The organism is Peribacillus asahii, assembly GCF_004006295.1.
GTDB classification, from domain to species: domain Bacteria; phylum Bacillota; class Bacilli; order Bacillales; family DSM-1321; genus Peribacillus; species Peribacillus asahii_A.
In genome coordinates this window covers 1,069,803-1,091,365 of sequence record NZ_CP026095.1, presented here as the reverse complement: position 1 = coordinate 1,091,365, position 21,563 = coordinate 1,069,803, and the positions used below count along the sequence as shown (strand labels likewise).

The 21,563-nt window shown below is 37.0% G+C and carries 21 protein-coding genes; 9 read left to right on the top strand and 12 right to left on the bottom strand.

What is annotated here, in order from left to right; translation table 11 throughout:
- Positions 1–630, bottom strand: coding sequence for a GTP diphosphokinase (locus BAOM_RS05440; RefSeq protein WP_127759400.1), 630 nt, complete (start codon positions 628–630; stop codon positions 1–3).
- A 323-nt stretch (positions 631–953) separates the two neighbouring features.
- On the opposite strand from BAOM_RS05440, the gene BAOM_RS05435 reads away from it, so the two are divergent.
- The 5 genes from BAOM_RS05435 to BAOM_RS24205 all read left to right on the top strand — a co-directional run bounded on the left by BAOM_RS05435 (position 954) and on the right by BAOM_RS24205 (position 4,509).
- Positions 954–1,532, top strand: coding sequence for a CYTH domain-containing protein (locus tag BAOM_RS05435; protein ID WP_127759399.1), 579 nt, complete (start codon positions 954–956; stop codon positions 1,530–1,532).
- A 28-nt stretch (positions 1,533–1,560) separates the two neighbouring features.
- The gene (locus BAOM_RS05430; RefSeq protein ID WP_127759398.1) at positions 1,561–2,184 is read left to right on the top strand and encodes a lytic transglycosylase domain-containing protein; all 624 of its coding nucleotides are present in this window, start codon (positions 1,561–1,563) and stop codon (positions 2,182–2,184) included.
- 277 nt (positions 2,185–2,461) lie between these two features.
- Positions 2,462–2,866 (top strand): globin domain-containing protein, encoded by a 405-nt coding sequence (locus BAOM_RS05425; protein ID WP_127759397.1) that lies wholly within the window; start codon positions 2,462–2,464, stop codon positions 2,864–2,866.
- Entirely contained in the window at positions 2,863–3,762 is a 900-nt protein-coding gene (locus tag BAOM_RS05420) for a ClpXP adapter SpxH family protein (protein ID WP_127759396.1), read from the top strand. Before BAOM_RS05425 ends, BAOM_RS05420 begins: the two co-directional genes overlap by 4 nt.
- 579 nt (positions 3,763–4,341) lie before the next feature.
- On the top strand, positions 4,342–4,509 hold the full coding sequence (locus BAOM_RS24205; RefSeq protein ID WP_164853137.1) for a hypothetical protein: 168 nt from the start codon (positions 4,342–4,344) through the stop codon (positions 4,507–4,509).
- Positions 4,510–4,560: 51 nt separating this feature from the next.
- On the opposite strand, the gene pepF is transcribed toward BAOM_RS24205, so the two are convergent.
- The 3 genes from pepF to BAOM_RS05405 form a co-directional block, all read right to left on the bottom strand.
- Complete coding sequence (gene pepF, locus BAOM_RS05415) at positions 4,561–6,378, bottom strand: oligoendopeptidase F (protein ID WP_127759395.1); 1,818 nt, start codon at positions 6,376–6,378, stop codon at positions 4,561–4,563.
- A 127-nt stretch (positions 6,379–6,505) separates the two neighbouring features.
- Positions 6,506–7,717, bottom strand: coding sequence for a competence protein CoiA (locus BAOM_RS05410; RefSeq protein ID WP_127759394.1), 1,212 nt, complete (start codon positions 7,715–7,717; stop codon positions 6,506–6,508).
- A gap of 382 nt (positions 7,718–8,099) precedes the next feature.
- Positions 8,100–8,927, bottom strand: a complete 828-nt coding sequence (locus tag BAOM_RS05405) for a TrmB family transcriptional regulator (RefSeq protein WP_127759393.1) — start codon at positions 8,925–8,927, stop codon at positions 8,100–8,102.
- 141 nt (positions 8,928–9,068) lie between these two features.
- Here BAOM_RS05405 and BAOM_RS05400 point away from each other — a divergent pair, with 141 nt between their 5' ends.
- Complete coding sequence (locus BAOM_RS05400) at positions 9,069–9,698, top strand: homoserine/threonine efflux transporter (protein WP_127759392.1); 630 nt, start codon at positions 9,069–9,071, stop codon at positions 9,696–9,698.
- 533 nt (positions 9,699–10,231) lie between these two features.
- Here BAOM_RS05400 and BAOM_RS05395 read toward each other — a convergent pair.
- Positions 10,232–11,299, bottom strand: coding sequence for an SMI1/KNR4 family protein (locus BAOM_RS05395; RefSeq protein ID WP_127759391.1), 1,068 nt, complete (start codon positions 11,297–11,299; stop codon positions 10,232–10,234).
- A 971-nt stretch (positions 11,300–12,270) separates the two neighbouring features.
- Between BAOM_RS05395 and BAOM_RS05390 the strand changes: the two genes are divergently transcribed.
- Complete coding sequence (locus BAOM_RS05390) at positions 12,271–13,401, top strand: iron-containing alcohol dehydrogenase family protein (RefSeq protein ID WP_127759390.1); 1,131 nt, start codon at positions 12,271–12,273, stop codon at positions 13,399–13,401.
- Between the two features lie 70 nt (positions 13,402–13,471).
- On the opposite strand, the gene mecA is transcribed toward BAOM_RS05390, so the two are convergent.
- Complete coding sequence (gene mecA, locus BAOM_RS05385; RefSeq protein ID WP_119118145.1) at positions 13,472–14,140, bottom strand: adaptor protein MecA; 669 nt, start codon at positions 14,138–14,140, stop codon at positions 13,472–13,474.
- Positions 14,141–14,536: 396 nt separating this feature from the next.
- Complete coding sequence (gene spxA / locus BAOM_RS05380; protein ID WP_119118144.1) at positions 14,537–14,932, bottom strand: transcriptional regulator SpxA; 396 nt, start codon at positions 14,930–14,932, stop codon at positions 14,537–14,539.
- A 497-nt stretch (positions 14,933–15,429) separates the two neighbouring features.
- Here spxA and BAOM_RS05375 point away from each other — a divergent pair, with 497 nt between their 5' ends.
- Together BAOM_RS05375 and trpS are read left to right on the top strand one after the other, a co-directional pair.
- Positions 15,430–15,624, top strand: coding sequence for a hypothetical protein (locus tag BAOM_RS05375; protein ID WP_127759389.1), 195 nt, complete (start codon positions 15,430–15,432; stop codon positions 15,622–15,624).
- Between the two features lie 486 nt (positions 15,625–16,110).
- Entirely contained in the window at positions 16,111–17,100 is a 990-nt protein-coding gene (trpS, locus tag BAOM_RS05370) for a tryptophan--tRNA ligase (protein WP_127759388.1), read from the top strand.
- 71 nt (positions 17,101–17,171) lie between these two features.
- Here trpS and BAOM_RS24200 read toward each other — a convergent pair whose 3' ends face one another.
- From BAOM_RS24200 to BAOM_RS05350, 5 genes are all read right to left on the bottom strand, one after another.
- Positions 17,172–17,324 carry a YfhD family protein gene (locus tag BAOM_RS24200; RefSeq protein ID WP_164853136.1) on the bottom strand — a complete coding sequence of 51 codons (153 nt, stop codon included), beginning with the start codon at positions 17,322–17,324 and terminating at the stop codon, positions 17,172–17,174.
- A gap of 141 nt (positions 17,325–17,465) precedes the next feature.
- Entirely contained in the window at positions 17,466–18,221 is a 756-nt protein-coding gene (locus tag BAOM_RS05365; RefSeq protein ID WP_127759387.1) for a YjbA family protein, read from the bottom strand.
- Positions 18,222–18,332: 111 nt separating this feature from the next.
- Positions 18,333–19,097, bottom strand: a complete 765-nt coding sequence (locus BAOM_RS05360; RefSeq protein WP_164853135.1) for a DUF2268 domain-containing putative Zn-dependent protease — start codon at positions 19,095–19,097, stop codon at positions 18,333–18,335.
- 185 nt (positions 19,098–19,282) lie between these two features.
- Positions 19,283–20,521, bottom strand: a complete 1,239-nt coding sequence (fabF, locus tag BAOM_RS05355) for a beta-ketoacyl-ACP synthase II (RefSeq protein WP_127759385.1) — start codon at positions 20,519–20,521, stop codon at positions 19,283–19,285.
- A gap of 50 nt (positions 20,522–20,571) precedes the next feature.
- Positions 20,572–21,507: a beta-ketoacyl-ACP synthase III gene (locus BAOM_RS05350; RefSeq protein ID WP_127759384.1), complete on the bottom strand. Its 936-nt coding sequence runs from the start codon at positions 21,505–21,507 to the stop codon at positions 20,572–20,574.
- Positions 21,508–21,563 lie beyond the last annotated feature (56 nt).

Sequence of the window (21,563 nt, the reverse complement as noted above, 5' to 3'; positions counted from 1 at the left end):
TCAATGGTCCTTTGAGTCTTTTTTTCTAGAAAAAAGCCGTTGTGCTTCTTGAATTTCTAATCGAATTTGAGACATTTCCTCATCTAATAAAAAGGCCGCTTCTGCTGCGCGCTTCAAACGAATTTGAATGTCTTTCGGGAAATCGCCTTTATATTTATAATTTAAAGAATGTTCAATCGTTGCCCAGAAATTCATAGCTAATGTCCGAATTTGAATCTCTGCTAAGATTTTTTTCTCTCCATTAATCGTTTGAACTGGATAACAAATGACAACATGATATGAACGATAGCCGCTATTTTTTTGATGCGAAATATAATCTCGCTCTTCTATAATCTCAAAATCATTTCTATTTCTCAGCAACTCGACAACTTGCTTAATATCATCAACAAACTGGCACATCATTCTAATGCCTGCAATATCTTGTATTTCTGTATCTAACTTATCGAGTGGAATATTTTTTTGACTAGCCTTATCTAATATACTAGAAATTGGCTTAACCCGACCTGTCACAAATTCAATTGGAGAATGAACTTGTGCACGTTCAAATTGTACTCTCAATCCCTTTAATTTAACCTTCAGTTCCTCAACAGCCTGTTTATAAGGCGCCAAAAAATCATCCCATTGTTCCATTGCTGCACCACCTAATTCCCTCTAAACAAAATCTACTATTTGTTATAGCAGTTTCCCCTATCATTCGCTCACAAACAGCCTAATACTTTTAAGCCTGCAAATATATATGTATATTTATCCTTCTTTTCTAGAATCCTTTCGGGAGAACATAATTCTGCATAATCTTAGACATTATTTCTCCACTTAACGATTATATTTTATCATATCCTGCAGGCCATGCCTAAATATTGAAAAATTATCTGGAAAAATAATTGAAGAACATTTGACAGAAAAGTTCGTTCTTATATCATTAAAATAAAAAGGCTCAAAGAAAGGAATTACAGATGGACCAGCATATTGAAATTGAATTTAAAAACCTGCTCTCTAAAGAAGCATTTGAGAGGCTCGTACGCTATTTCCAAATCACACCTGATTCTTTTATCACGCAACAAAACCATTACTTCGATACGAAAGATTTTGATTTAAAAAAACAATATTCCGCTCTACGGATTCGCGAGAAAAACGAAGCATATGAGCTCACTTTAAAACAGCCGGCAAAAGAAGGCTTATTAGAATCTAACCAAGCATTATCTAAACAAGAAGCCGAAGCTTTTCTACATAATGGACTATTCCCTGAAGGTCCTATACAAGCTCTTCTTATTCAAGCTAAGCTGAACCCGTCGGATTTCATATGCTTCGGTTCATTGCGGACAGATCGGGCTGAGCTCCCCTTTCAAGATGGATTGCTCGTCGTTGACCATAGCTTTTATGCTGGGAAAGAAGATTATGAACTGGAATATGAAGTGCAAGATGCAGAAAGTGGAGAAAAGATTTTCGGGGAACTGCTGGAAACACTTCAAATTCCGCTTCAAGAAACCGAAAATAAAGTTAAGCGCTTTTACGAAGCAACTTTTGGCGAATAATTTCGCTTCATAAATGGAGGTGAAATGGATGAATGTCCATACTATTAAAACGCTTATTGAGCTACAAGCTCTTCAATCACTTTCAAGCACGAATTCTACAAGCAGTCATTCTAATTCCCTTTTTCAAGATATGCTGACAGAAGTGCTGTCAAGTGACACACTAGGAGACAAGACCGCTCAATCATTAGGTTCTGTATGGAGCACGCTTTCTAACAATATACGCATGCCGTCACAATCTCACGCAATCCCTCAAGCGAGTTCAACTTCAGACAAAAAAACAGATTATGATGCGATTATTACAGAAGCTGCTGCTTTATATAAACTGCCTGAGAAATTAATTAAATCTGTGATTCAACAAGAGTCTAATTTTAATTCAGATGCCAAAAGCTATGCAGGTGCTAGTGGATTAATGCAATTAATGCCTGCCACAGCGAGAAGTTTAGGGGTGCAAAACATTTTTGACCCCGCAGAGAATATTATGGGAGGCAGTAAATATTTAAGCAATATGCTCACTAAGTATGATGGGGACCTTGAAAAAGCTTTAGCAGCCTACAATGCTGGCCCTGGAAATGTTGATAAATACGGTGGCATCCCTCCTTTTAAAGAAACGCAAAATTATGTAGCTAAAATCATGGATACATATTTAAGCTAAGCTTTTACAGTCGACTATGAGATGAGTCGACTTTTTTATCGTTATTCCTGTTAAATTCTGTTATTGATTTCAGGCTCATTCATATGAAATAATCTTATAAACTTATGGTCGTTTGAATTGAATCGATCACACGAAATCTGATTTCAAACATGTCTGTATAAAATTTTCATCAAGCTAGAAATTTGTGATATTAAGTGTCCATTGTTAAAATAATGATTAAATATCCGGCTAAACTAAAACAACGTCGGATTATCTTTTCATAAAAGGAGTAATCAGCATGACGCAAGGGAACCCTACACCATATGAAGCCATTGGAGAAGGGCAATTACACAGGTTAATTGATGCATTTTACTCCAAAGTTCAAAAGCATCCCGATTTGCATCCAATCTTTCCTGATGACTTAACTGAAACCATTCGAAAACAAAAACAATTTATGACTCAATACTTGGGAGGTCCTTCCCTTTATACAGATGAACATGGTCATCCAATGCTAAGAGCTCGACATCTTCCATTTGAAATTACACCAGAACGAGCAAAAGCATGGCTTTTCTGTATGTATGAAGCCATGGATGAAATCGGTCTTGAAGGTGAAATTCGTGACTTTTTCTATCATCGCCTCTTTTTGACAGCACAACATATGGTTAATACAGCTTCCACTGATGGGAAAGGAGAAGACAGTTGAGCGTTCATAAATCCGTTTTCAACATTTCCGATTGGAGTAAACGACAACATTGTTATGATATTGGAAAAAAGCCAATTGAGATTTATGTCTTTATTGACCCTCTTTGTCCTGAATGCTGGGGATTGGAACCAGTTATTCGAAAACTGCAAATTGAATACGGTCAATTATTTAGCTTACGACATGTAGTAAGCGGAAAACTAGCCTCTCTTAATATCGGGAAAAATAAAAGTTTTGAACAGATTGCTCAAGCTTGGGAAAAAACAGCGAGCCGTTCCGGTATGTCTTGTGATGGTGATTTATGGTTGGAAGATCCTATCACCTCCCCGCATATCGTATCCATCGCGATAAAAGCAGCCGAACTTCAAGGAAGAAAATTGGCTATTCATTTTTTAAGAAAATTACAGGAATACATTTTTATTCAAAAGAAGAATATATCCAATATCGATGTGTTAACGGAGTGTGCCAAAAGCGTGGGACTAGATGTCGATGAATTCATGCATGATATCACTTCATCAAGCGCTTCGAAAGGATTTCAATGCGATCTAAAAATCACAACAGAAATGGATGTTCAAGAAATTCCATCATTAGTCTTCTTCAACCAAAATATCGAAGAAGAAGGCATTAAGCTATCGGGCGTGTATCCTTATGAAGTATATGTTCAAATTTTGGATGACATGTTAAAAGGTCTGCCCGAACCGAGTGCTCCCCCTTCTCTTGAACAATTTATGAGTTGCTTTACATTGGTCGCTACAAAAGAAATTGAAGCTGTCTATAATATGAATAAAAGTACAGTCGAACGAGAAATGAAAAAACTTGTTCTCAAACAAGTCGTAAAAAAAATCCCCGCTAAATACGGAACGTTTTGGAAATATACAAAAAAGCAGTCAGCTGAATGACTGCTTTTTTTCACAAATAAAGAGCCATACATCTTATATGCATGGCCATTGTATAGAAAATAAGGGGTAGGAGAAATCTTTCACAATTAAACAAAAAGGTATGAGTTTGTTTGAGATTCATTTCACAATAAATATAACAGAAAACAAGACCGTTTATCAAGTAGTTTGTGTGTAATTTCACAAAAAATATACAAAACGTTCACTTATTATATTTATATATTGTATAACAGTAATCCCCCCTTCTCTATTTCCTATTTTACAAACGCTGTATCTAACGAAAAAGCCATGTAAATCTATGATTTACATGGCTTTTTATCTATTCATACGAACAAAGGGGATGGGAGAAATTTCACATGCAAACAAAGGGGTATAAGTTTGTAGTGATTTATTTCATATCTGTACTATATCGGATAAATACTGTTTTTTCAATAAGTATGTGCGAGACTTCACATATTTGTCATAATCATATTCTTTTACAATCAACATACACTGTAAAATAAAACTATATTTCACCATTATTTAACCATACATGAACATAAAGTTAAATATTATTTTAATATGACAAAGGAGAGAAATACAATGTTTAAGTTTATTATTTTACTTGCCCTTCTATTCCTCTCTATTTTTTTCCAACTGCTAGGATTTATGAAATTAATGCCTTTATATATTACCTCCCCTATTTTATTTTTTGTTCTGTTTCTCTTTTTACATAGTGCGAACGAACGTAAGCGTTTTAAAGGGTTTTAACTAAAATAAGCGAAGCCCTCCTTTTGTTCTGGAGGGCCTCGCTTTATGTTTTTACTTTAATAGAAGTGACTCTAATTCATTTAATTTCTCTTCAAACACTTTTAATGCTTCACGAACTGGCTCGGCTTGCGTCATATCGACTCCAGCTTTTTTCAATACTTCAATCGGATAATCAGAGCTGCCTGATTTTAAGAATTCAATATATCTGTTAACCGCTGGCTCTCCTTCTTCAAGAATTTGTTTACTTAATGCTGTAGCTGCGCTAATACCTGTCGCATATTGATACACATAATAATTGTAGTAGAAATGCGGAATTCTCGCCCACTCTAAGCCGATTTCTTCATCAATCACCATGTTATCGCCAAAATACTTCTTATTTAACGCATAGTACTCTTCCGTAAGCATATCCGCTGTTAATGCCTCACCATTTTGAGCTTTTACGTGAATTGTATGCTCAAACTCTGCAAACATCGTTTGACGGAATAATGTGCCTCGGAAGCCTTCTAAATAATGATTTAATAAATAAATTCGCTTCTTCTCGTCCTCAATTGTATTTAATAAATAATCATTTAATAAGTTCTCATTACATGTCGAAGCTACTTCCGCTACGAAAATCGAGTAGTTTCCATACGGATATGGCTGATATTTACGCGTGTAGTAACTATGAACAGAATGACCGAATTCATGAATAAGCGTAAATAAGTTGTTCACGTTATTTTGCCAGTTCATTAAAATATATGGATTTGTGCCATATGTACCTGAAGAATACGCACCGCTGCGTTTTCCTTTATTCTCATGCACATCGACCCAACGATTTTCAAATCCTTCTTTTAGAACTTGTAAATAATCTTCACCAAGCGGCGCAAGACCTTTTAAAACATAGTCTTTCGCTTCTTCATACGTTACTTCCATCTTCACTTCTTGTACAAGCGGTGTAAATAAATCGTACATATGAAGTTCATCAAGCTTTAGAACTTTCTTGCGTAAATCTAAATAGCGGTGTAGTAAAGGAAGATGCTCATTCACTGTTTCCACTAAATTATCATACACCGCTTCTGGAATATTATTATTGCTTAGAGCAGCTTGACGAGCATTGTCATATTTACGGACAGATGCATTAAAGTTTTGGCTCTTCACTTGTCCGGCTAGCGTGCTCGCAAATGTATTACGGAACTTGCCATACGTACTATATACTCCTTCAAAAGCTTCCTGACGAACACGACAATCCGTACTTTCTAAAAAACGAATATAGCGGCCATGCGTAATCTCTGCATCATTGCCGTCTTCATCTTTAATCGTTGGGAATTTCAAATCCGCATTATTTAACATTCCAAACGTATTACTAGAGGCATCAAACACTTCTGAAGCTTGAGCTAACAATGCCTCTTCTGTCGCAGATAATACATGCGGACGCTGTAAATTAATTTCTTCAATCGCATGTTCATATAATTTCAATTCACTCTTTTCAGCCGTAAACTGAGAAATTGTGCTTTCCTCAATGCTTAACAGTTCAGGCACAATATAAGCAAATGCACTGGATGCTTGTGCATATAAATTTTTCGCTCGGTCATCGAACCCTTGATAAAGAGAGTTCGTTGTATCTTGATCATAACGCATATGAGAGTACGCATAGACTTTCCCTAACTTCTCTAACACATTATCTTGAAATTGCAGCGCATTATATAATTGATCTGCACTCTCTCCTAACTTGCCTTGGAATTGATTCGCTTTCTTTAACTCTTCTTTTACTTCCTTGTAAGCCGCTTCCCAAGCCTCATCTGATGCAAAAATATCCTCAAGTCTCCATGTATCCTCAACCGTAATATCTTGGCGTGATGGTAATGTATTCACCGATGTTTCCTTTGTCATTTCACATTCCTCCATTCAAAAGTACTTCCTCGATATGGATCCTTGATCATGTATAGCTTCTCCATACTAACTATTTCTTCATTCACTAGGAAACTCCTGCTCTTATTCCCCTATGACACGAAGTAGATCAAGCTTTTTCATTATAAATGATATTGTTCTTCTCAAGCATCCATTTATACTCATGGTAGAACATCTTTTCCAGTTCTTCCTGTTCCATCATCGTTTTGGGAATGGTGATTGCTTTCGTTAGCTTATAACAGCCTGCTGTCGTCTCTATTAAATAACCTGCTTGTACTAAAAAGGAGATGTATTCATAAACAGGATGAAACGCATCACGCTTTACTAGCGGTAACGTCCTTAATGTAATCACACCTTTAGCGACTCTTTTTTGAAAAGACTGCAGAAACGTTCGTAATTGCACGAATTGCCCTAGCTCTCTTTTATGTAAAACATCTAAATAGAGCCAGGCTTGCCACTCAATCGCAGCCGTCTTAATCAGCGTCATGCCTTTGACTGGAATTCCGACTTCAATAGGCAATGTCGCTGCGGTTAAACGATGTCTATATAAAGCGAGAAAAAATGGGTTATGTAGATTAGCTGTTTTCACACGATGAAGGCACCAGCTTTTCCGTTTATAACGCCATAGTGTAATAAATGGGAACTGTTCATGGATTCGAGGAATAAGGTGTTTAGGTGAAAGAAGCTGTAATGAAGCAGCGGTCCTTTCGGCAAACACGGTTGCAGGAGAAAAAGGCGTAATGCCTTTAAGGGAAAATACTTGATTGCGCTCTGGACAATACGTCCATAAAAAAGGATAGGCACTGACCCCTGTTACAAACAGCCATTGAAAAGCGGATAGTCTAAACTCTTGAGCATCCACTCTTTTTATATTTTTCTCAGCTAAAATCCAAATTGGTGTAATATCGAGGCTTTTATAGGATTCTGTTCGTTCGATAAATACGGCTTCACTAATAGTCGAGCACTGAAATTCAAAGGCGTATGTTTTTTCTTCACTCTTTACTAGAATATCCGCCCTCTTCTTAATAACTGGTAAATAAGCTTCTAATTCTGCTTGATAACCATGATCCTTCAACCAAGAAAAAAGTTGTCGTTTCGCAAGTAAATGATAAGGTGACTCAGGTTCTGACGAGGCATGACAAGAGGTATTACTTTTGTGGGCAAAATGAGGAATTTTCATAGCTCCTGCTTTAATAACAAGCTCCGTTGCACAGCAAGGACAATAATAGGGAGCAGACGCTTTAATCAAAGCGAGCATGTTTGCTGTAAGTATTTCCGGCAAAGTGATCAACGTCCCATCACGGCTTTTGGCAGTTAGCATACCTTCACTCCTTATATAGAATGATATATATACTATAACATATGTTATCCACTATTTTCCTAAAGATATGTTCTGCTACATAACGTTCAAAAAGCTGTTGAATATTGCTGCGAAAAACCCATTTATCAAGTAAGGAAATGGCTATATGCCTCTCGGGTTCGGTTTTGAAGTACAAAATTCGAATTAACGGTGCCTTTCGCATAAAAATTAGCAAGCAATTGGGAAAGTAGATCAGCAAAGAAAAATGCTTGGAGCATATAGCTCTAAGCATTATATATATCAATCTTTATTGAAGATAAGCATCCGTTAAAGAAGAACAGTCTATTTGCTATGAAGAAATGCTATTCTTCTTATTTTGTATAAAACAAACAATAATACAAATTTATTTTACATAATGTTTTTTAAAATCTGGGTGAATGGAAAATTTACGGCGTAAATTCACGAGGTTTTCCCCAAAACTTTCCTCTAAAAGGTCTCTATGTCTCTCCATAACTTCCATGAGATACAAATCATGAATCATAACTTCTGTAATTGGCATTACTAAACCTACATGCCTTGTCCATGCTGCACGGCTATCTTTCCCCAGTGAGACAATACCTGCTACTACTTCTGAATCATCTGCACTAATAACAATCCATCTTCCACCATACTCTTCTGTAATTTCATGACCCATATAATGAAGGTAAACATTCGCAAAATCAGATTCGATTTCCCCATAAGCAATAATTGTTACGTTGACTCCTCTTTTTTCTGCCTGTCTTAGTTCAGACTCCAATTCCTCGAATTCTTCTTTCCAGACCTCTAAGAGAATTCTTTTTTTTGCAGATAATATACACTCTTTTACCTTATCGAGTATTTCATTGCGTCCCGTGATATTCCAGATATTTTCACGGTCATTTGCAGAACGTTCGAACTCCGCTAATGATTTTTCTGCCAGTTCAAAATTCTCTTCCGCTTCCCTTCGGCGGTTTTTAATTAGCTCCTTTGCAGGAACAGGGGTATACTGTGGCGTGTTTCCAGGACTAACCAAAATATCTCCTCGTACGGTGAGACTATCTAAAACTTCATATATTTTTGAACGTGGTACACCAGAATTTTTCGCTACTGCATATCCAGTTAATGGAGATTCCTCCAATAAGGTAAGATATGCTTTCGCTTCATATTCGGTAAAATTTAGCTTCTTTAATGTTTCGAAAATGACTTCTTTCATAAACCCTCCAACATAATATTAGTCGCTACCTTAGTAACTGATATTTTATCAAAATTTGTTGATTGTTTCCAAATGATTCTGATATACTCACATAAGTAGTTACTTCGGTAGTCACTATCAGAGGAAGAAGGGAGAAGCAACATGGATAGCTTACTAACATACATTTCAATTGCTGCAATGATGGTTGTTATACCAGGGGCAGATACTATGCTCTTGGTGAAAAACACACTCCGCTATGGTCCAAAAGCTGGACGTTATACGGTTCTCGGAATGGCAACAGGACTTTCTTTTTGGACACTTATTGCTATTCTTGGATTATCTGTTGTCATTGCAAAGTCTGTAATTCTTTTTAGTACAATCAAATATTTGGGAGCTGCTTACTTAATTTATTTGGGTATAAAAAGTTTTTTTGCTAAAAGTGTGTTTTCTTTAGAGGAAATTCAAGCACAAGCGAATGCACCTACTAATTCTTCAGGTCGGCATAATACAGAGTCCTTTATGCAAGCATTACTTAGTAATGTTCTTAATCCAAAAACTGTTTTGGTTTATATAACTGTCATGCCTCAATTTATCGATTTGAACGGAAATGTAAATCAGCAATTGATTGTGTTAGCATCAATCCTTACTTTACTTGCTGTATTGTGGTTTCTAATCCTTGTTTATGTAATTGATTACGCAAAAAAATGGTTGAATAACTCCAAATTCCAGAAAGTATTCCAAAAATCAACTGGCTTAATTTTAGTAGGTTTTGGTGTTAAAACAGGGATTTAAATTTCGTTTATTAGCACTCCTAATTCAACTTTTCCGTTCAGACAACTGAACGGTTTTTCTCTTTTGTCCTCATTTGCTTCAAACGTATAACTAACTTCATTGTTCAACTAACCTGTGACGTTAGTTGAATACACCTTCTTTTTTAACATAACTATCCAATAAACCTTTTTAAAATTAGAACCGTAATTCACATCACAATTAACATACGAATTCCCATATTGACAATAACTTCTGTCCACCTGTCAAAAGGATTGCGAATTCGAGTGGTAATTCGTATGCTATGTGGTTAAAAACCTTTTTCTATCAATAAAAAGAAGCAGTCCAATTCTGATACGAACTGGACCGCTAATTAGTGTGTTAATTTAGTTTTGTACTCGAAAATCGAACCCGTTACATATATAATGGGTTCTCTTTATGTTCATATATCTGTTCAACTTATTAAATCGACATAAGAATGTGTACTTGAATACGATGTGAGTTTTGCCTCCTAGATGGGATAAATATAATCTCCCAACCCTGCACTCTATCATTTTTTAAACGGTTCTATCGATATACTCTGTATAGCTCATTTCACCATCGTAACCTTCCCCATTGTCGATTACCCCTAGTTCCTTTACAAAAAAGTAAATAATAACGATAAACTCTTTGAGACTTGAAGCAAACACTTCCCTCTCTTCGTATTCGTGGTCTACCCAAATGATTTGTCCATATGTTCCATGCAAATCAGGATCTAAGTCAATAGCAAAAAAATTACCTCCACCATCGTGATAAATAGGAATTTTTTTATGTAGCATAGGATTTGTTTTTACTTTGCCTGCTGGGATAGACTTGATACTCTCATCTGGTTTTTCCCAATTTAAATTCCCTTTAACCTCCTGCTCAATCTCTTCAATACTCATCAGTGGATTGCCAAAAATATGTGCATAAGCAACACCGGTTTCCTCTATTTTATCAATCCATTCGTCTGTATCGTTTCCATCACAAATCGTGTATAATTCAAGAAAATCATCCGGAATTTTCAACTGTAACTGCTTGACCGCATTTTCGATTCTTTCTCTAGAATTGCCTGGTTTTAATGAAACTAGATTATCCTTATATTTACTCTCCATAAAAGAAGCATACTCATCCCATATTTCCTTAAAGCTTAGTACATTATATTTCTCTATAAACGTCTCTAACCCTTCTACTCTTCTAAATATCCCCATCTTCTCGGATACTGCAGCGGATGTTGGCTTAATGTGTTTTAGTGTTTGTGTAATGTCAGATTCCTCTACTGTCTGTTCATTACCAGGTTCCTTGAATGTTGGTATGACTGTTTCAATAGACTTAGGTTCCTTTTTGGCCCATATGCAATAAATCGTATTATACACTTCTGCTTCCGCATAATACACGACAAATTTTTCAGTTTCAATTTTATAATTTTGAAACCACTTTTCAGCACCATAATTAGGTTCAATTAGTTTAATAGAACCTTCAAATGTCCCTCTCCTGCCGCTTTTAAATATATTAAATCCATCGATAATCACATCTGTATCTCCATTATAAGCCTTCAGTAAGTCACCCATAAAAACAACTTCCCAGCCGTTATACTCAGTTATCATACTATTCGCTCCTTTATTGTGTTTTTTCAAAACTACTTATGAAATCCTCCAACAACGATTAGCTTTATATTTCTCTCTATCTGTTCTTTACTAGAAGTTTCACTAAGCATATCAAATGACATGATAAAGTCCAAAATATAGCATCTCCTTAGTTTATCTATGCTGTTGTTATGTACGGACCTGGTTCAGCAGCTTACAATGCAGTGTCTTGGAACATCAGAAGAAATGGTAAGGATTGTACCATCCATGGTTTCAGACGGTTCATTCTTTATGACAGGTAATACGTTAACAGTGGACGACGGCTATGCAGCACAATAAGTTAAAATCATAAACTCAAAGAGCAGGAAGATATTTTCCTGCATTAGGGGTTATAATGTTTAGCATCTCCTTTTTCTTTTCAGATGAGTTCTCACTCTTTTCAAGTTCTACTAAAGCACCATCCAAATTCTTGGTTTCTTCCCCTTTTTCATTTAGTTAGATGCCTGACATGGACAATCCCATTACAATAGGCGGTGCATCTTTCTTTCCTCGTAATACGGTGTAAACACTAAAAATGTTACAAAACTTCACATAAACATTCAACCCTTTACAGCATTCACAAAAATAATTTCTAGCGATGACTCTTCATTTAACAATAAAAATCCCTGTAACACCGCCGTTTTAGTAATTCCACATGTATTAAACGTTTCAATGGTCTTACGTAATTTTTCTTCACCGCAACTTATTTTAACATTTTCTTCCTTTAATTGTGATATAATGTAACGTATAATTATCTTACTATTCATTTCATTAGTCTAAAAAACAGTAGAAAGGATTTATCCCCAAGTTAATAAAGAGCACTCGAAAACAGCAATATCTTTTCACAGATCAAACATTACTTACAAAATAAACCGTGTTATAATAAATGTTAATTTTTAGTTCTAAACCATTATATTAACATAATCGCATAAACCAAAGGGGGAGAAACAACAATGGAGAACTTTTTCTATGTACAACCTGTCCCGATCGATTTCGGAGTAGGCAAACTAAACACATTACCTGATATCTTAAAAGACTCTAACCTAAAAAACGGCATATTAATCAGCGCCCCTTCCATGGTTCGAAATGGAATCGCGCAAAAGATTATCGATCAATCAGAAGGAAGAATTACTACCCTCTTTTCTGATATTCAACCAAATCCAACCGTTCACAATACGGATGCCTGCGCAGATATGATTCGTGAACATCAATGTGAATTTGCTATTGCGCTTGGAGGCGGCAGCATTATAGATTGCGCGAAGGTAGCTTGTTTTGTTGCTAAAACACCGTACCCAACAGCTGATTTCTTCTCTAGGAAACGTCCCATTAGCAAGCCAGGTATTCCGATGATCGCCATTCCAACAACATCAGGAACAGCTAGCGAAATCACTACTGTTTCGGTGTTAACGGATACTGAAAATGATATAAAAGCACCAATCGGCAGTGATTACTTCTATCCCATGTACGCACTCGTAGACCCTGAGTTGACAGTCACTTGCCCACCAGCCGTTACAGCAGCAAGCGGCCTTGATGTCCTAGCTCATTCGCTTGAAGCATACTACGGCAAGAAACATCAGCCGCTTACAGATTTAGCAGCAGAAAGAGCGGCCTCTCTCGTGTTCGAGCACTTACTAACAGCGTATCACGAACCGGATAATTTGGAAGCAAGAGCAAAAATGAGTGAAGCATCTGTTACAGCTGGTATGGCGTTTAATCTCACTCAAACAGCAGCAGCTCATGCTTGTTCTTATCCATTAACACAAGATTTCGATATTCCACACGGCGAAGCTTGCGCCTTTACGCTTCCTTCGTTTTGGAAATTAAATAGCCAATCCGGACCTGAAGCAGAACGTCTACACGCTTTTAGTCAGCGTCTAGGATTTAAAGATGCGGAAGAATTAGCCGACCGCATTGACGAAATGAAAAAGGAAATGGGATTACGAACAACACTAGAAGAAGTCGGTGTCAAAACAGAGGACGATTTAGACCATCTTGTTGCCAATAGCTTCGCACCTAATATGATGAATAACCCTGTTATGATCACGAAAGAATCGCTGAAAGCTTTGTACAGCGGGTTAAAATAAGAAAAGCACCCAATTGGGTGCTTTTTTCTATGTACCAAAAAACCGATTTCTATTTGAAATCGGCATAATTTTATGAAAAATAATTGGAGACTGTTTCAAACACATTGCCGTCAATCACCAGTTTGCCATACTCTTCAAGAACATGAACCGTTACCGGAGATTCATGACTGTACTCCAACAGCACACTCAATACATTATCGATATCTTCTTCTTCAATACTATCTTCAGCAAATTCAATATATAGAAAATATTTCCCCTCATACGCATACAGTTTAGTCGTCCATTGATCTAAGCCGGAACGCTTACTGAGAGAAATTACATCCTCGAAGTCAGGGAACTCCGTAATAAATTCAATCATACCGTCTTCAAAGGCCACGCCGCTATAGTCTTCTTTTCCTTGGAAATGCTCTTCAAGGAGACTTTCGACTTTATCATCCATCTGGAAGTTTTTCAGTTTTTCATCTGAAAAAGCTAAATCCAGCTTTTGTCCATCTTTCCCTAATTGTGCTCGCGTCACAAGAATTTCTAGACCTTTTTCAAGAGCTTGAACTTGAATCCATAATGGACCTTCAATAACAAATTCCTCTTCTTGATGAACTTCATCCATCATTTCCCAAAAAAGTTCTTCACTTCGTTCACGACTATACCAAATTTCTTCGCGATCGAAACCTCGTTCCTCAATATCTATATAGGAAATATAAAATTTCACTGTATCATCATTAATACGTTCAATTTCCATAAATCTCCTCTCCCTTCCTTTCACATTTTGAAGGGATAAAAAACCCCCAAGCAAAAATTACTCTAAAACCAGCTTTAGTTAATGAGGACTTGATAGGAATATAAGTGTTACTCTATTTTATGATAAAAACTACAAGAAGGGAAATAAAAAACTTCATTAATTAAAAAACAATTGTTTGCCTAATATGCCATTTATTTTATAGAAAAATTCCTCATTCTGCAACTTTATGACATGTTCGACGACAAATATTTTAGCCAAATATTTAAATTCATTATCTATTATATACTCAAAATTTCCCTTACCCATACATTGTACTCTTAAAAAAATAAAGATTCTCAAAACTAAGTAAAGAAAAAGCTCTGCAGACAATCTCCAGCAGAGCAATCAAATACATTATTAATTAACTAATCGTTGTGCTTCTCGAAGATGGAACGTACGAACTTTACGCGGTAAGAAACGACGAATCTCATCTTCATTGTACCCAACTTGAAGTCGTTTTTCATCAAGAATAATAGGTCTTCTTAATAATCCAGGATTTTCTTTAATTAATTTATACAACTCTTGAAGAGGTAATGTTTCTAGATTCACATTCAGCTTTTGGAATGTTTTCGATCTAGTTGAGATGACCTCATCCGTACCATCTTCTGTCATACGCAGAATTTCCTTAATCTCTTCAATTGTAAGCGGTTCCGAGAAAATGTTCCGCTCTTTATATGAAATTTCATGTTCTTCTAACCATGCTTTTGCTTTTCTACATGAAGTACAACTTGGTGATGTATATAATGTTACCATATTCACTCACACTCCCTAGGTATAGAATCGGCGATCTATGATGGGACTAATATATTTTCATATTTACCATTCTAATTTGAAATAACTTTAATTAAATAATTCTTATTTTAAATTATACACTAATTACTTAAAAATGAACACCCTTTTTAAAAATTGCAAAAATCCTTTTATTACGTTGGTTTTTCTGTACTATAGTACAATTTCATGTTCTTTAAATACACTACGACAGACTTCTACTAATTGAAAAAATGCATTCATATTCTCAATTAACTCTTATGTAATTGCAATTATGTTGGAATGAATATAATAAGTTTTTAAAAAATACATCTACCTAAACTTTCAAGGTAAACAGCTGCTTATCTTGTACTATACATATTCTTCAAAAAAATGGGAAATCCTTTTGTTTTTATAAAATATGTTCTTTTATTACCTATATAATATAACCCGAACATATAATGAACTAATTGAACGAAATCACCATATAAGGAGTTGTTTAAATGGCTCTTTTTTTCATCGATTTCCTTATTGTCGCTAGTTTAATTATTGGGATTACAGCTGTAAATGGTGTACTGACAAACGGCATTGCGGAGAAACTATTTGGAGGCAAACGTCATGCAGATATTTATCAGCATTCCCAAAAGATTCAAACAAATTGGAATCAAGTAGGCGGAAATACAGAGAAAACTTCCTGATACAAGGCTCTCTTATAGGACTCTGCTGATTTTTGCCCCCTGCCCGCGGCTGTCTAAAAAGTCCCGAGATAAAAGCAGCAACGAAAATCTAATGGACAGCCCCATTCTTGCTGAACTCCTGGATCTTGTCCTTCATAACCCGGATGAAGGACTTTTCCCTTTCTAGATTTCTGGACTTTGTCCTTCATGACCCGGATGAAGAACTTTTTCCTTCCTGGATTCCTGGATTTTGTCCTTCATGACCCGAATGAAGGACTTTTCCCTGCCTGGATTTTATCCTTTAACACACTTTGAGGAAGGCAAAAAAGTAATAATCCGAGAAGAATAATTGTTAAACAAAGCCTATACTAAGAAACTGAATAGCCCTTCTCTTATTAAGCAAACGTTTTTTTCGCAAAAAGCTGGATTCATCAGCCATTTATCTCTACAATAATAAAGTAGAAGCAGAATTTATTATTGACGTTTAATTAGAGGAGTGACTAGTACTTGAAAAGGATTTTCTCCGGCATTCAGCCATCTGGCTCTGTGACACTAGGAAATTATCTCGGAGCAATGAAGCAATTTGTAGAATTACAAAATGAATACGACTGTTTTTTCTGTATTGTTGACCAACACGCTATTACCGTTCCCCAAGATCGTTTAGAGTTACGAAAAAACATTAAAACACTTGCGGCACTATACTTAGCGGTCGGTTTGGATCCAGAAAAAGCGACGATTTTCATTCAATCTGAAGTTCCTGCTCACGCACAAGCAGGATGGATTTTCCAATGCGTTTCAACAATTGGAGAATTAGAAAGAATGACACAATTTAAAGACAAATCACAAGGAAAAGAAAGCGTTTTAGCTGCCCTTCTTACTTACCCGCCATTAATGGTTGGTGACATTCTTCTGTACAATACAGACCTTGTTCCTGTAGGTGAGGACCAGAAGCAGCATATTGAGTTAACTCGTGATTTAGCTGAACGATTTAATAAAAAATATAATGACATCTTCAAAATTCCTGAAATCAGCTTACCAAAGGCAGGAGCACGTATTATGTCGCTTCAAGAGCCGACTAAGAAAATGAGTAAGTCGGATCCGAATAAAAAGTCGACGATTGCCATCTTAGACGATCCAAAGCAAATCGAGAAGAATATTAAAAGCGCTGTCACTGATTCTGAAGGAATTGTTCGCTATGATAAAGAGAATAAGCCAGGTGTCTCTAACTTAATGGCGATTTACTCTATCTTCAGCGGCAAGAGTTACGATGAAATTGAAGCGATGTACGAAGGCAGAGGCTACGGCGACTTCAAAAGCGATTTAGCTCAAGTTGTTCTTGCTGAACTTGTTCCGATTCAAGAACGTTTCTACAACTTAATTGACTCAGAAGAGCTGGATGAAATTCTGGATCGCGGTGCTGAGAAAGCAAACAGAGAAGCAAATAAAATGCTTAAGAAAATGTATAACGGCATGGGACTTGGTCGAAAAAGAAAATAAGACAAGCCTCGTTGCATGCAGAAAACCCACGAAAAAATTATTCGTGGGTTTTTTAATACTAAGGAAAGGTTTCACTTAGGTCTTGTAGGTCTTATTTTTGGAAGTTCACCAAGCTCCCGAGCGAACTCTTCGTCCACACAGTCCGGCGCTATTTTTAAGTTCTTCGGAGTTTGAGGTAATGAACGTTTCTTACTGGATGTTGCTGGAGTATCTGCTCTTCCCATACTATTGCCTCCTAACGGAATTTTAATCTTTCTTAGTATGGCTAGGAATCACGTTTCTATCTCCTTTACACGAGCAGTTTTTATAGAAAATCCTTTCCATTCAGCATAAAAAACAGCGCCAGACTGACCTGGCACTGTTTTTTATAACATCGATGGACTGTCTCCAACTTCCATTTCCCATAACTTCTCGAAGAACGGCTGTCCTTTTACTAAGTTTTCACAAAGCTGCAAATGTTTATCGGACCATCCTTCTTTAATTTCTTCATACAGCTGAAGCCATGCTAAATCAAAGTTTAATTCTTGAATCATCGCATACTTTTCTGGAGCCCACTCCGTATACCAATAACGAATTTCAGCTACATTCTTCGCATTAAATAATTGATCCATTGCCATGAACAATAATTGTTTTAATTGACGCTCTTTTCGCGTTAACCCATTCATAAATGAAGGAGCTGGCGACAAAATATGATATTCCTTCTCAGATGTCGGTTTTTCAGTAAATGTATAGTCGGACGCTTCATGGTTTTCAACCATCTCATAGACAATTTGTTCTTGGCGTGGAATCAGGCGACTTTTACGAATCGGAATATGATACCCAATCGTATCGACTGCTAATATTCCGTCGCCGTCTGTCACAACAAAGCAGTATTCTAATTGAATTCGTTCATGATTTTTTCTAGCATATGCTTTTTGATATACATCATCGAGCAAAGATTTCGGTAAATCTGATAAGTCATTTTCTATGTAATGAAACATAGAGGAGGAGACTTTCAAAAGCGGAACTTGATCTAACAGCTCAATTCCATCGTCTTTTCTCCATTCATGAAAATGACAAACATTATAGCCATTTTCTTCTCCTTCAAACCAATTCACCCATACATCATGAAGATATAGCATATTCTATCCCTCACTTACAAAATTCTGTTTGTCCATCAGTATAGGCAAAATGCATGAAATTTATTCCTATTTGTAATCAGGAATTTTCCAAAACTGGATGAGGAAACTAGGCTATAGCACTTGTTTCTTTAAAATATCTTCTGCAGAAATAACGAGCGATTGGCGAACGGACAATGGAGAAGCATGTTTAACAAGCTGATATCCAGTCCAATACCCAATCATCTGCGGATACCCCTTTTTTCCAAGCATAATCGAATCGTGCAGAGGATTGGAACGATTAATGTTCAACTTCCCTTCTATATACCGATTCCATAATCGTTTATAGTCGGACTGAGGATATAACGCAGTCCAATGGGCTAAATATTTACTTCCTAAATATTTGGCGACCGTTCTTTCTGCTAACCCCTCCATAACCAGTGCATCTAACAGCGTATAGTCCTTCGCTTCTTTCTTAGTACGATGCAAGCGGCAAACATGATGATATTCATGAATCAACACCGCTTCTAGCTCTTGATTGGTAATATGACTATCTAAAAAAAGAAATACGGCATGTTGAAACGCAAGGCCGGACTTCGCTTCCTTTGCCTTTTGCAAAAAACCCGGTGCCTGCAGCGGAAAAATATAAACGGGAACATCAGGACCGGCCCACAACTCATGATACGTAGTAAATAACTGCCTAGCTTTTGTCCAGACATCCTGCTTCACTAAATGATGATAGACTTTTCTCGCTTTCTCATTTGGTGTGTACATTCCATTTGCTTGTAAATGACGATACAGTTGTTCCGGTTTGACATCGATGATATCTAGGTTATTCATCATCGTTAACGGGCGGTCAAACTCCGAAGCCATCCATTCATCTGTTTGAATGATTCCCATATCCTTCACCTCATACATTTAGGTATGTCATTTTATGCGTGTGGCTGCTAGTAAGTGACTTGGCATGATTTTTTAATGAATCCGCATGATTTTCTACAAATTTGGCACGATTCTTCAACAAATTGGCATGATTCCTCATCGCTAAAGCAAAAGAAGAGGCTGTTCGAGACAGCCTCTTCTATCAGTTATTGATATTTCTTAAATAAAATCGTTGCGTTATGTCCGCCAAAGCCTAATGAGTTACTGATAGCAGCTTGAATATCTGCCTTACGCGCCTCATTTGGTACATAGTCTAAATCACATTCTGGATCTTGTGTTTCAATATGAATCGTTGGCGGGATAATTCCCTCTTGAATCGCTTGAACCGTGAAAATCGCTTCAATTCCACCTGCTGCGCCTAGTAAATGGCCAGTCATCGACTTTGTTGAACTAACCGCTAGTTTATATGCATGGTCGCCGAATACTTCTCTAATAGCCATCGTTTCATATTTATCGTTATATGGCGTACTTGTTCCGTGTGCGTTGATATATTGAATATCTTCAGGCTGCAGTCCTGCATCTGCAATCGCAGCCTTCATCGCACGCGCTCCGCCTTCACCGCCAGGAGCTGGAGCTGTAATATGATAAGCATCACCTGTTGCACCATATCCAGCAATTTCAGCGTAAATTTTCGCACCACGTTTTAGAGCATGCTCTAATTCTTCTAAAACAACAATTCCTGCTCCTTCACCGATAACAAAACCATCGCGATTAACATCAAATGGTCTGCTTGCTGTATTTGGATCTGGATTTGTTGAAAGCGCTGTATTCGCACAGAATCCTGCAACGGACATTTTCGTAATCGGTGCTTCTGCTCCACCTGAAATCATGACATCCGCATCGCCGCGCTGAATAACTTTAAACGCATCCCCAATTGAATTCGTACCTGTCGCACAAGCTGTTACCGTACAAGAGTTAACTCCTTTTGCACCTAATAAAATCGATACTTGACCTGTAGCCATATCAGGAATCATCATCGGTACGAAGAATGGACTTACTCGTTTATAGCCTCGTTTTAAAAACGTTTCATGTTGAATCTCTAACGTTTCAAGACCGCCAATTCCAGAACCAACCCAAACACCAACACGTTCAGCATTTGATTCATTAATATCAAGATTAGCATCCTTAACAGCCATAGCCGAAGCGGCAACTGCATAATGTGTGAAGCGATCCATTTTTCGTGCTTCTTTTCGATCTACGTATGTTTCAATATCAAAATCTTTAATTTCTGCAGCAACTTTTACCGGAAATTCATCAGCATTTAAGCGAGTTAACGGACCTACACCCGACTTACCTGCTTTAATATTTTCCCATGCTGTATGTGCATCATTTCCTACTGAAGATAAAGAACCAATCCCAGTTACAACTACTCGACGATTTGTCATACTCAACCTTAACTCCTTTCAAGCTTCGCGATACCTACATGTTATTTGTTTTATTTACCCCATCTCATGGCAATGGCTCCCCATGTTAAGCCGCCGCCAAATCCGACCATGACTAATACATCATCATCTTTAATTCGACCTGCTTCTAACTCCTCTACAATCGCAATTGGAATAGATGAAGCCGAAGTATTTCCATATTTATGAATCGTTTTTGTCATCTTTTCCACAGGTAGATTCAAGCGTTCACGAGCGGACTCCATAATGCGAATATTCGCTTGATGCGGGATTAGTAAATCAACATCTTCACGAGTTAAACCAGCCTTTGTTAGTACATTTAAGCTGGACTCTCCCATTTGACGAACCGCAAACTTAAACACTTCGCGACCATTCATCGCAATAAAATCGCCTTCTTGTAATAAGTACTTGCCGCCTGAACCATCAGCACCTAGCTCAAAGGATAAAATCCCTCTACCTTCTGATACAGGACCTAAAACAACCGCTCCGGCCCCATCGCCAAATAAAACAGCTGTATTTCGATCTTCCCAGTTGGTGATTTTCGATAACTTTTCAACACCGACAATAAGGACGTGTTTATACACACCATTTTTAATAAATTGTTCTCCCGTTACCACCCCATACATAAACCCAGCACAAGCCGCGCTAAGATCCATCGCAGCTGCTTTTTTTGCACCTAACTGCTCTTGAATCATGCAGGCAACGGATGGGAAAGATTGATCTGGTGTTACCGTTGAAACGAGAATTAAATCAATATCTTCTGCTGTAAGGCCAGCGTTTTCAATTGCTTTTGCAGCTGCTCTATATGCCATGTCCGACGTATTCACATCATCACTTGCTACTCTTCTTGCTTCAATTCCTGTTCGTGTTCGAATCCACTCATCAGAAGTATCCATTAGTTTTTCCAAATCACTGTTCGTTACTATTTTTTCAGGTAAATAACGACCAATTCCTATAATTCCAGCATTCATTATGCCAACCCCTTATTAATTTTAAAAAAATTAATATCAAATATTATTACCTGGTA